This window comes from Collimonas sp. (assembly GCF_035566555.1).
Taxonomy (GTDB): Bacteria; Pseudomonadota; Gammaproteobacteria; order Burkholderiales; family Burkholderiaceae_D; genus Collimonas.
Map to the genome: position 1 here is coordinate 23625 of NZ_DATMRB010000051.1, position 11766 is coordinate 35390.

The 11766-nt window shown below is 61.0% G+C and carries 8 protein-coding genes; 5 read left to right on the forward strand and 3 right to left on the reverse strand.

Annotation, left to right across the window (positions count from 1 at the left end):
- Positions 1 to 69: 69 nt before the first annotated feature.
- The gene (locus tag VNZ65_RS08055) at positions 70 to 1758 is read right to left on the reverse strand and encodes a peptide chain release factor 3 (RefSeq protein ID WP_325667803.1); all 1689 of its coding nucleotides are present in this window, start codon (positions 1756 to 1758) and stop codon (positions 70 to 72) included.
- A 283-nt stretch (positions 1759 to 2041) separates the two neighbouring features.
- Between VNZ65_RS08055 and VNZ65_RS08060 the strand changes: the two genes are divergently transcribed.
- Positions 2042 to 3463 (forward strand): alkaline phosphatase family protein, encoded by a 1422-nt coding sequence (locus VNZ65_RS08060; protein ID WP_325667805.1) that lies wholly within the window; start codon positions 2042 to 2044, stop codon positions 3461 to 3463.
- Between the two features lie 7 nt (positions 3464 to 3470).
- Here the strand turns inward: VNZ65_RS08060 and VNZ65_RS08065 are convergent, their stop codons facing one another.
- A complete protein-coding gene (locus tag VNZ65_RS08065; protein ID WP_325667807.1) occupies positions 3471 to 3713 on the reverse strand; it encodes a hypothetical protein in 243 nt (80 codons plus the stop codon).
- A 236-nt stretch (positions 3714 to 3949) separates the two neighbouring features.
- Between VNZ65_RS08065 and hrpA the strand changes: the two genes are divergently transcribed.
- The 4 genes from hrpA (at position 3950) to VNZ65_RS08085 (ending at position 10153) form a co-directional block, all read left to right on the forward strand.
- Entirely contained in the window at positions 3950 to 7909 is a 3960-nt protein-coding gene (gene hrpA / locus VNZ65_RS08070) for an ATP-dependent RNA helicase HrpA (protein WP_325667809.1), read from the forward strand.
- 109 nt (positions 7910 to 8018) lie between these two features.
- On the forward strand, positions 8019 to 8585 hold the full coding sequence (gene dcd, locus VNZ65_RS08075) for a dCTP deaminase (protein ID WP_038490827.1): 567 nt from the start codon (positions 8019 to 8021) through the stop codon (positions 8583 to 8585).
- Between the two features lies 1 nt (position 8586).
- Positions 8587 to 9807 carry a DUF2863 family protein gene (locus VNZ65_RS08080; RefSeq protein WP_325667813.1) on the forward strand — a complete coding sequence of 407 codons (1221 nt, stop codon included), beginning with the start codon at positions 8587 to 8589 and terminating at the stop codon, positions 9805 to 9807.
- Between the two features lie 133 nt (positions 9808 to 9940).
- Entirely contained in the window at positions 9941 to 10153 is a 213-nt protein-coding gene (locus tag VNZ65_RS08085; RefSeq protein ID WP_098493158.1) for a DUF1653 domain-containing protein, read from the forward strand.
- A gap of 78 nt (positions 10154 to 10231) precedes the next feature.
- Here the strand turns inward: VNZ65_RS08085 and VNZ65_RS08090 are convergent.
- Positions 10232 to 11766: aminotransferase class I/II-fold pyridoxal phosphate-dependent enzyme (locus VNZ65_RS08090; protein WP_325667816.1), on the reverse strand; the 1535-nt coding region annotated here is incomplete at its 5' end.

Here is an 11766-nt window from a genome sequence, read left to right on the forward strand (position 1 = left end):
GCCCTGAAATGAAAAAAGGAGATGCGAGCATCTCCTTTTTTTTACGTCCGCATGTTTTGCGTTTATAGCTTAGCCCAGCTTGGCGGCATGTTCACGGGTTTCATGGAATACCACCTGCGGCCAGCGTTCTTGCGTCAGGCGCAGATTGACGCCGGAAGTGGCCAGGTAAGCCAGGTTGCCGGCGGCGTCGTAAGCGAGATTGTTGCCGGCCGTGGATTTCTCGAAATCGGCCAGGATCTTCTTGTCGTCGCAGGTGACCCAGCGCGCGCTGCTGATGCTGGTGCCTTCGAACACGGCGTCGACGCCGTACTCGTTGAGCAGGCGGCTGGCCACCACCTCAAACTGCAGCACGCCGACGCCGCCCAGCACCAGGTCGCTGCTGGTGACCGGCTTGAAGACCTGGATCGCGCCTTCTTCGCCGAGCTGCTGCAAGCCCTTGTGCAACTGCTTGATCTTGAGCGGATTGCGGATCCGCACCGAACGGAAGAAATCCGGGGCGAAGTAGGGGATGCCGGTGAACTGCAGCAGCTCGCCTTCGGAGAAGCTGTCGCCGATCTGCATGTTGCCGTGGTTCGGTAAGCCGATGATGTCGCCGGCATAGGCTTCTTCCACCTGTTCGCGGCTGGAGGCCATGAAGGTCACCACGCTGGAGACCTTGATCTCGCGGTTCAGACGCAGGTGCTTGATCTTCATGCCGCGCTGGAAGTGGCCGGAGCAGACGCGCAGGAACGCGATGCGGTCGCGGTGGGCTGGGTCCATATTGGCCTGGATCTTGAAGACGAAGCCAGAGAAGCTGGCTTCCTTCGGTTCCACGGTGCGCACGGTGGCGTCGCGCGAGCCTGGCGGTTGCGCCCAGTCGATCAGCGCATTGAGGATTTCGCGGATGCCGAAGTTGTTGATGGCGGAGCCGAAGAACACCGGGGTCTGCACGCCGGCCAGGAAAGCTTCCTGGTCGAAAGGATGGGAGGCGCCGTGCACCAGTTCAACTTCCATGCGCAGCTGTTCGATTTCGCGCGGGAACATTTCATCCAGGCGCGGATTGTCGATGCCCTTGATCACTTCAAACGTCTGGTCGGCCTTGTCGCTGCCGGCTGCGAACAGCAGGATCTCGTCGCGCAGCAGGTGGTACACGCCGCGGAAAGTCTTGCCCATGCCGATCGGCCAGGTCACCGGCGCGCACTGGATCTTCAGCACCGATTCCAGCTCGTCCAGCAGTTCCAGCGGATCGCGGGTTTCGCGGTCCATCTTGTTCATCAAGGTGATGATCGGCGTGTTGCGCATGCGGCAAACGTTGAGCAGCTTGATGGTCTGCGTTTCCACGCCCTTGGCGGCATCGATCACCATCAGCGCCGAGTCGACCGCGGTCAGCACGCGGTAGGTATCTTCCGAGAAATCCTGGTGGCCCGGGGTGTCGAGCAGATTGACCACGTGGTCGCGGTACTCGAACTGCATGACCGAGCTGGCGACTGAAATGCCGCGCTGCTTTTCGATGTCCATCCAGTCCGAGGTGGCATGGCGGCCGCTCTTGCGGCCCTTGACGGTGCCGGCCAGCTGGATCGCGCCGGAAAACAGCAGCAGTTTTTCAGTCAGCGTGGTTTTGCCGGCGTCCGGGTGAGAAATGATGCCGAAGGTGCGGCGGCGCGCCACTTCGCTGGCGATCTGTTCGACGGAGACATTGTGGGCGATGGTCTCGGCGCTATCGGCCGCGCCAGCGTCGACGCCGGTAAGTTCCGGCTGCTCGGAAACGGGTTCTTGCATGATGCGTGGTTCAGGCGGTCTCGGCCGCCTGCCTTGATAAATAGAGGTACGGGAAAAGGCAAGCCTGGCTACCGCCGCTGTGCGGGCGGTATTTGCTTCCAATAACCCGCGATTATAACGTATGTGAGGGGGCGGCAGCCCTTTTTCCGGCGCCTGGCGGCTTGGCCGGCGGCGCTGTTCAATATCGAAATGACATGATTTCCGCTGGCATTTATGTCAGGCGCCGGGCCGTTTCCTTGATCTTGACCGGGGGCGTACTACACTCTTCCAAAAGGGGATGCTCATGGGAAAGATCCTGCCGCAGGTCGAACACATCGTGGTGGTCATGCTGGAGAACCGTTCGCTCGACAATATGCTGGGCTGGCTGTATGCGGACGGCAGCGCGCCCGCAGTGGTCTTGCCGAACGCCGGCGCCAGGCAGTTTGACGGCCTGCATGCCGATATGTGGAACCCGGCCAATGCCGGCTATTTCACTGGCGAGGCGCCGCAAAAGGTGATGGCTTCGCGCGGCACGGCCTGCTGCACCATACCCGATCCCGACCCGGAAGAAACCTTCGATAACGTGACCTATCAGCTGTATGGTCCGCAAGGCGTGGCCGCGGCGCCGTCCTGGCCGATGCAAGGCTTCGTCCTCAATTATGCGGCGACTGCATGCGATGATCCCACTCATGTGATGCAGTGCCATGACTGCAGCCAGGTGCCGGTGCTGGCGGCGCTGGCGCGGCAATATGCGGTGTCCGATGCCTGGTTTGCGCCGGTGCCCAGCCAGACCTGGCCGAACCGCGCTTTCGCGCACGCCGGCACGTCCAACGGCCGCATCAACAACGGCAGCCCGCCGGATCCGTTTCAATGGGATGTGCCGACCATCTACAACGTGCTGCAAGCGATTGGCAGCAGCTGGTCGGTGTACAGCGACACGCTACTGACGCCGTCGCTGACGCGCACCATGTTTCCCAAGCTGTGGGATCCGCTCTTGAATCCGCACTTCAGCCGTTTCACCGAATTTGTCGATGCCTGCGCCAGCGATACGCTGCCGGCCTACAGCTTCATCGAGCCCTGCTTCATGCTGCAACCGAACGACCAGCACCCGCCGCACGATATCCAGGCGGGCGAGGCCTTCCTGCATGAGATCTGGACGGCAGTCAGCACCTCTCCGGGCTGGAACCGGACTTTGCTGATCATTACCTATGACGAGCACGGCGGCTGCTACGATCATGTGCTGCCGCCAGCCGGCGCGCAGGCGCCGGACGCCGCCAGTTGCCCTGGCGACGAGGGGTTCGGCTTCGACCGTTTCGGCGTGCGCGTGCCGGCCGTGCTGGTGTCGCCCTATATCGCCGCGGGCACGGTATTCCGTTCCGACAATGGCGTGCCTTACGACCACACATCGATACTGGCGACCTTGCGCGACTGGATCGGCATAGCGTCCGCGGACATGCTGCCCAGCAAGCGCATCGCCGCGGCGCCGACGCTGCAGCAGGTGCTGACGCTGGCGACCGCGCGCACTGACCTGCCGTCAATCGCCGTGCCATCGGCAAACTGGCAGTCGCCGCCACTGTCAGCGCCGCTCAACGACCTGCAGAAGAGTCTGGTGAGCGGGTCGGCGCGGCGCTTCGGCCTGGATCCGGCTGCTACCCTGAGCGGCATCCAGACACGCCAGCATGCGGTGGATTTCTTCAAGCGCCGGCCAACCAGGGTCAATTCTTGAACCTCGTTCAGCGTCCGGGGACAACGCCGTTTCCTGGGCCAACGTAAGGCGTGATCGTGCTCCCGTAATTGGCAGGCAACAGCGGCTCGTTGGACTGGTCGCTGCTTGCTTTCTTGGCATGGCTAGGAATAATCGAACCGGTGAGATATTGCTTAGGCCCGGAACTAGCCGCGGCGTCGGCATCGGTAGGGCTGCTTGCGCAGGCAGACAAAAGCGGCAGGCTAAAGGCGAACAGCAGGATAGTCTTCATGTGGTCATTCCATCGCGGTAAAAAGGTGGCCGGCAACCCGGACCCGTTTGATATGGGGTCATCGCTGCCAGGAGAATGATTGTTTCTTTTTGGAAATTTAGGTTAGCATATTACTTCTGCCTTGCCAGCTAAAATTTTCCTGGGGCAATATCCGGATCGGCAAGTGCACAGGCGTCGCCGCCGGCGCCTCCATAAGATGCTCATCCGTGGATGACGCTCTGTATAATCCCATCCTCATGTCAACATCAGAACCCATTAAATCACCGCGCTCGCGCGAGATCACGCCACCGCTGCGCAACCCCTTGCCGCCTATCGTCTTTCCCGAGGAACTGCCGGTCTCAGGAAAGCGCGCGGAAATTTCTGCCGCCCTGAGCGCCAACCAGGTCATCATCGTTTGCGGCGAAACCGGCTCCGGCAAGACCACGCAGCTGCCGAAGATCTGCCTGGAGCTGGGCCGCGGCCTGCTCGGCATGATCGGCCACACCCAGCCGCGCCGGATTGCCGCGTCCTCGACCGCCAAGCGCATCGCCCAGGAACTCAATTCGCCGCTGGGCGAACACGTCGGCTACAAGGTGCGTTTCAACGACACCCTGAGCAAGGGCGCCTGGATCAAGCTGATGACGGACGGTATCCTGCTGGCCGAGACCCAGACCGATCCCTTGCTGCGCCAGTACGACACCATCATCATCGATGAAGCGCATGAGCGCAGCCTGAACATCGATTTCCTGCTGGGCTACCTGAAGCAGCTGCTGCCCAAGCGGCCCGACCTGAAAGTGATCATTACCTCGGCCACTATCGACGCCGACCGCTTCGCCCGCCATTTCGGCAAAGCTGACAAGCCGGCGCCGGTGATCGAGGTGTCCGGTCGCCTGTATGAAGTCGAAGTGCGTTACCGTCCGGTCGACAATGCCGACCGCAGTGGCGTCAACCCAGCCAATGCGCCTGCAGCGGCCAAGCCGAATGCGCCGCAAAGCGCGGCCCAGCGCGACCGCGAACAGCGCGATCTGATGGATGCCGTGGTCGACGCCGTCGATGAGCTGGCGCGCATCGGCTCCGGCGATGTGCTGGTGTTCCTGCCGGGAGAGCGTGAAATCCGCGACACCGCCGAAGCGCTGCGCAAGCATCATCCGCCGCATGTCGAAATCCTGCCCTTGTTTGCGCGCCTGTCGGCGCAGGAGCAGGAGCGGGTGTTCAAGACCTCCAACGCGCGCCGCATCGTGCTGGCGACCAACGTTGCCGAAACTTCGCTCACCGTGCCGGGCATCCGCTATGTGGTGGATGCCGGCCTGGCGCGCGTCAAGCGCTATAGCTACCGCAACAAGGTCGAGCAGCTGCAGATCGAGCCGATTGCGCAGTCGGCCGCCAACCAGCGCGCCGGCCGTTGCGGCCGGGTGGCGGCGGGCGTCTGCATCCGTTTGTATGAAGAGCAGGACTACCTGCAGCGACCGAAGTTCACCGAGCCGGAAATCCTGCGTTCGTCGCTGGCCTCGGTCATCCTGCGCATGAAATCGCTGCACCTGACCGATGTCGAAACCTTCCCCTTCATCGAACCGCCGCCGGGCCGCGCCATCGCCGACGGCTACCAGCTGCTGCAAGAACTGGGCGCGGTGGATGACAACAATCTGCTGACCAAAACCGGGCGCCAGCTGGCCAAGCTGCCGCTGGATCCGCGCGTCGGCCGCATGATCCTGGCGGCGCTCGACAATGTCTGCCTGAGCGAGATGCTGGTCATTGCATCGGCGCTGTCGGTGCAGGATCCGCGCGACCGGCCAATGGAAGCGCAGGGCGCGGCCGACCTGGCGCACAAGAAATTCGCCGATGAAAAATCCGAATTCCTCAGCTACCTGAAGATCTGGAAATGGTTTGAAGACGCCATCGAGCACAAGAAAACCAACCGCCAGCTGATGGATAACTGCCGCGCCAACTTCCTCTCGCAGCTGCGGCTGCGGGAATGGCGCGATGTCCATTCGCAGCTGCTGACGATTGTGCGCGAGCAGGGCTGGCGCCTGAACGAAGCGCCGGCTACCTACGAGCAATTGCATTGCGCGTTGCTTACCGGCCTGCTGGGCAACGTCGGTTTCAAGGCCGACGACGATCCGCATTATCTCGGCGCGCGCGGCATCAAGTTCTACCTGTGGCCGGGTTCGCATTTGTCGAAGAAGGCCGGCAAGTGGGTCATGGCGGCCGAACTGGTCGACACCAGCCGCCTGTACGCGCGCTGCATCGCCCAGATCCAGCCGGAGTGGCTGGAAAAGGTCGGCGCCCATCTGTTGAAGAAATCGTATGGCGAGCCGCGCTGGGAAAAACGCACGGCGCAGGTGTCGGCGTCCGAGCGCGCCACCTTGTACGGGCTGGTGGTGTACAGCCAGCGGCGCATCAATTTCGGCCTGATCAATCCGACCGAAGCGCGCGAAATCTTCATCCGCGATGCCCTGGTCGGCGGCGAGTTTGATACCCGCGCACCATTCTTCGCCCACAACCAGAAATTGATCCGCGAGATCGAGAACCTGGAGCACAAGTCGCGCCGCCTCGACGTCCTGGTGGACGATGAACTGATCGCGGCGTTCTATGACAAGCTGCTGCCGGCCGATATCTGCAACGGCATCACGTTTGAAAAATGGCACAAGGATGTCAGCCTGCAGACGCCCAAGCTGCTATTCCTCAACCGCGACGAGCTGATGCGGCATGAGGCCGCCGGCATTACCACCGAACTGTTCCCGAAAGTGATGCGGGTGGCCGGCATCGAGATGGCTTTGTCGTATCACTTCGAGCCCGGCACGCCGCGCGACGGCGTCACCCTGACAGTGCCGTTGTACGCGCTCAACCAGGTGTATGCGGACCGCTGCGACTGGCTGGTGGCCGGCATGCTGAAGGAGAAGGTCCATCTGCTGCTGAAATCGCTGCCGCAGAAAATCCGCCGCAACTGCGTGCCTTTGCCGGACTATGCGGCAGGCTTCTGCGAACGCATCCAGGCCCGCCACGTGTTCGGCCACGGCAATCTGCTGGATGCGCTGATGGCGGACATTCGTACGGAAACCACGGTAATCGCCCGCAGCACCGACTTCAAGCTGGAAACCTTGCCGGCCCATCATTCGATGAACTTCAAGATCGTCGATGAGCATGGCCGCCAGCTGGACATGGGACGCAACCTGTCGGCCTTGCAAGATGAATTTGGCGGCCAGGCGCGCGAGAGTTTTCAGAAGCTGGCGGAAAACACGGTGGTGACCAGCGAAGCGCCACAAGTATCGGCGCAGGTGTCGGCGCAGCAGGGGATGCCGAAAGCCGGCGCCGGCAAGCCCGTCGCCAAAGGAGCGGACGCTGCGCCAGCCAAGCCGGCCGGCCAGTACAGCATGCTGACCAGCTGGACCTTCGGCGAACTGCCGGAACTGCTGGAAATCCAGCAGGGCAAGCAGACACTGATCGGCTTTCCGGCGCTGGTGGACAAGGCGACCCATTGCGACCTCGAAGTATTCGACGATCCGAATGAAGCGGTGCGCATTCACCGTCTGGGCCTGCGGCGCCTGTTTGCCTTGCAGCTGAAAGAGCAGCTGAAATTCCTGGAAAAGAATATTCCCGGCTTGCAGCAGATGGGCATGCAGTTCATGGCCCTGGGGTCGCAGGAAGAGTTGCGCGACCAGATCATTTCCGCCGGCCTGGAGCGCGCCTGCCTGCAAGCGCCTTTGCCCAAGAATGCGGAGCAGTTCGCGCAGCGCAAGGATGAAGGCAAGTCGCGCCTGGGTTTGCTGAGCAATGAAATTGCCAGGCTGGCCGGCCTTATCCTGGGTGAATACCACGGCTTGCCGAAGAAGCTGCAAGGGGCCAAGGGCCATGCGCAGGCGGTGGCCGACATCCAGTCGCAATTGCAGGCGCTGGTCGGCAAGCGCTTCATCGCCGACAATGACTATGCCAACCTGACACATTTCCCGCGCTACCTGAAGTCAGTCAACGTCAGGCTGGAGAAACTGCGCGCCGATCCGACCCGCGACGGCCGCTTGTTGACGGAATGGCTACAGGTGGCGGCGCCCTGGCAGCGCGCGCAAAAAGACCGCGGCAGCAAGAATTCCGATCCGAAGATGAATGAATTCCGCTGGCTGCTGGAGGAGTTGCGGGTCTCGCTGTTTGCGCAAGAGCTGAAGACGCCGATGCCGGTCTCGGCCAAGCGCTTGCAAAAAGTGTGGGAAACCATGCAGCGCTAGCTCGGAAAATGCACGGATTGCGCCGAAGCCGGCGAGATAGCCGGTTTAAAGGCTATTTGGCGTAAAATTGCGCAAAATATATACCTAACCCAAAGATAGATAGAAAACAATGACGATTAAATCCGACAAATGGATACGCCGCATGGCGCAGGAAACCGGCATGATCGAGCCTTTCGAGCCCGGCCAGGTGCGCGAGGCCAATGGCCAGAAGATCGTGTCTTACGGCACCTCGTCTTACGGCTACGACATCCGCTGCGCCAACGAATTCAAGATTTTCACGAACATCAATTCGACCATCGTCGATCCCAAGAACTTCGACGAGAAATCGTTCGTCGATTTCAGCGGCGACGTCTGCATCATCCCGCCGAATTCCTTCGCGCTGGCGCGCACCATGGAATACTTCCGCATCCCGCGCAGCGTGCTGACCATCTGCCTCGGCAAGTCGACCTACGCGCGCTGCGGCATCATCGTCAACGTCACCCCGTTCGAGCCTGAGTGGGAAGGTTACGTGACGCTGGAGTTTTCCAACACTACACCGCTGCCAGCCAAGATTTATGCCGGCGAAGGCTGCGCCCAGGTGCTGTTCTTTGAAAGCGATGAAATCTGCGAGACGTCCTACAAGGACCGCGGCGGCAAGTACCAGGGCCAGCACGGCGTCACTTTGCCGAAGGCTTGAGATGCCGAAGAACAAGCGCCCAGTGCCGCGGAAAGCCAGTCTTTCCCCTGAAGACAAAGACGAAGCGGTCACCCAGCAGCTGTGCGACCTGGCGATCGACCTGGCCGAGCAGGATGGCGACGAAGCCGAAGGCGTGGCCGCCGGCGTCAGCTTGCAGCAGGCCGGCATCGATTTTCACAAGATCATCAAGAAGAGCCTGCAGCAGAAGAAGGATGACATCCTGTACGACGCGATCGAGCGCACCAAGTACGCCGATCTCGACGCCTGGCGCTTCCTGAAAGAGCAGGTTGAAGAAGCCTCGGAGATTTTGCTGGTGCGCCGCGACGAAGGCAAGGTGCTGGAGCTGAATGCCTTTGTGGTGCCGTTCTTCGCGCACGCCCGCGGCGGTCTCAAGCGCGAACAGTGTTTCCAGGATCAGGAAGCGTTCGATGCGCTGTCCGCCAGCTTCAAGCAGGCCCAGCTGGAGGGACCGGATGCCACCGTGGTGCTGGTCAGCCACGCTTACCACCTCGACGAAATCGACAGCATCCGCTACAGCCATCTGTTTGAAATGAACCGCGACGCTTTTGGCGCCATGGCCGACAAGAAGCTGGCCGCAACGACAGCTATCGAACGCAGCATCAGCGGCTGGCCGGACAATCAGTTCGGGCCGGACGACGACGCGGTCGAGCTACGTTTCCTGCTGGGCTTTTCGCTCAAGGCCACCGACGACGCGTTCTATAAAGTGCCGGAAGATGAAGCTGGCGCCGATGCCTATTTCAATGGGCGGGAACAGCGCTTCCATGGCTGGACCGAGCAGGTCGCGCCTTGGTTGAAGCGTTGCCTGGTGACCGATGGCAGCGAAATCGATCTGCATTTCCTTTACCAGGACCTGTTCCATGGCGGTAAGGAGCGCGGCATTGCCGAATACTTCACGCTGCAGATGATGTCCGAGCTCAACCACGGCCTCGACCAGCACGGGGTTGCGTCTTTCGATGCGAATGCCGTGGTCGGTCCCGCCGATGTGCGCGGCGACATGGTGTTGCGGGTGAATTTGTACGGCAAGGACGGCGCCTTGCTGGCCTCCTCGGAAAAGCCGCTGGCTGCCGGCGCCGACCTGCAGATCGAAGTTGACGATACCTACGATGCGTTGCGTACCATCGGCGTCACAGCGCTGGCAGTAGCGGTGCGATTTGAAGCGGACGGCCAGCCGTCCGAAGTGCAGCCTTATGGGGGCGTCTAGGCGACGCCGTCATTCCCGCGAACGCGGGAATCCAAATTGCTGAATAGGGCAATGAAAATGGATTCACGCGTTTGCGGAAATGACCGGGCGCCGAGACAGAGTTTGTAGAGATCAATACATGTTGGAGAATTGAGTGACTGAAGAAGACGCAAAGAAGATTGCCACCCACCGCCATTACAAAGGCGGCTTGTACCGCTACATCGGCCTGGCAAGGCATTCGGAAACCGAAGAAGCCATGGTGGTCTACGAACACCTGTGGCCGCATGCGCCGGGTCTGTGGGTGCGGCCGGCGGAGCTGTTCAACGGCTTGCTGGAAAACGGTGCGCGGCGCTTTGCACCGCTGTAAATAAAAGCAGGGATTAAAAAAAAACGGGACGCTCGACTGAGCCTCCCGGTTTTTTATCGGCCATGCCTGCGGCGGAGTTTACTGCCGCACGCAATCCACGAAGTAATCACGCTTGCCGTTCACTTCCCGTTTCACCAGGCCATGCACGTCGGTTTCAAAGCCCGGGAATTTCTCGTTGAAATCGCGCGCGAACTTGAGGTAGTCGACGATGGTCTTGTTGAAGCGTTCGCCCGGAATCAGCAATGGAATGCCCGGCGGGTAAGGCGTCAGCAGGATCGAGGTGACGCGGCCTTCGAGCTGGTCGATGGGGACGCGGTCGATTTCACGGTGCGCCATCTTGGCGAATGCATCGGATGGCTTCATGGCCGGCTGCATGTCGGACAAATACATTTCCGTGGTCAGGCGCGCCACATCGTAGGACTTGTAAGTCTCGTGGATCTGCTGGCACAGGTCGCGCAGGCCGAGCCGTTCGTAGCGCGCGTTCTTGCCGTGGTTGGCGGCGGCGAACTCGGGCAGGATGCGCCAGATCGGCTGGTTCTTGTCGTAGTCGTCCTTGAACTGCTGCAAAGCGGTCAGCAACGTATTCCAGCGGCCCTTGGTGATGCCGATGGTGAACATGATGAAGAACGAGTACAGGCCGCATTTCTCGACGATAACGCCGTGTTCGGCCAGGTACTTGGTGACGATCGAAGCTGGAATGCCGCTCTCGCCGAACTTGCCTTCCAGCGACAGGCCGGGCGTGACGATGGTGGCCTTGATCGGATCGAGCATGTTGAAGTTCGGCGCCAGGTTGCCGAAGCCATGCCAGTCGTCCTCGGCGCGGATGACCCAGTCTTCGCGGCTGCCGATGCCGTCTTCCGAGAAGCTGTTCGGGCCCCACACCTGAAACCACCAGTCCTTGCCCCATTCTTCGTCGATCTTCTTCATGGCGCGGCGGAAATCCAGCGCTTCCAGGATGCTTTCTTCTACCAGGGCGGTGCCGCCCGGCGCTTCCATCATGGCGGCGGCGACGTCGCAGGAGGCGATGATCGAATACTGCGGCGAAGTCGAAGTGTGCATCAGGTAGGCTTCGTTGAAAGCATCCTGGTCCAGCTGCACGCTTTCCGATTCGCGCACCAGGATCTGCGAGGCCTGCGACAGGCCGGCCAGCAGCTTGTGAGTCGACTGGGTCGAGAAGATCATCGATTTCTTGGCGCGCGGACGGTCCTTGCCGATCGCGTGCATGTCTTTGTAGAAGTCGTGGAAAGTGGCGTGCGGCAGCCAGGCTTCGTCGAAGTGCAGGGTGTCGATCTCGCCGTCCAGCATGTTCTTCAGCGTCTCGACGTTGTAGATCACGCCGTCGTAAGTCGATTGCGTGATGGTCAGGATGCGCGGCTTCTTGTTGACGGCTTCGCGCGCAAACGGATTGGCTTCGATCTTCTTGCGGATGCTTTCCAGCGTGAATTCTTCCAGCGGGATCGGGCCGATGATGCCGAGGTGATTGCGGGTCGGCATCAGGAACACCGGGATCGCGCCGGTCATGATGATCGAGTGCAGGATCGATTTGTGGCAGTTGCGGTCGACCACCACGATATCGCCCGGCGCCACGGTCGAGTGCCACACCATCTTGTTGC

Coding starts and splice junctions, on each gene's coding strand:
- VNZ65_RS08055 (WP_325667803.1), bottom strand. CDS start 1,758: ATGCAAGAACCCGTTTCCGAGCAGCCGGAACTTACCGGCGTCGACGCT.
- dcd (WP_038490827.1), top strand. CDS start 8,019: ATGACGATTAAATCCGACAAATGGATACGCCGCATGGCGCAGGAAACC.
- VNZ65_RS08060 (WP_325667805.1), top strand. CDS start 2,042: ATGGGAAAGATCCTGCCGCAGGTCGAACACATCGTGGTGGTCATGCTG.
- VNZ65_RS08065 (WP_325667807.1), bottom strand. CDS start 3,713: ATGAAGACTATCCTGCTGTTCGCCTTTAGCCTGCCGCTTTTGTCTGCC.
- hrpA (WP_325667809.1), top strand. CDS start 3,950: ATGTCAACATCAGAACCCATTAAATCACCGCGCTCGCGCGAGATCACG.
- VNZ65_RS08080 (WP_325667813.1), top strand. CDS start 8,587: ATGCCGAAGAACAAGCGCCCAGTGCCGCGGAAAGCCAGTCTTTCCCCT.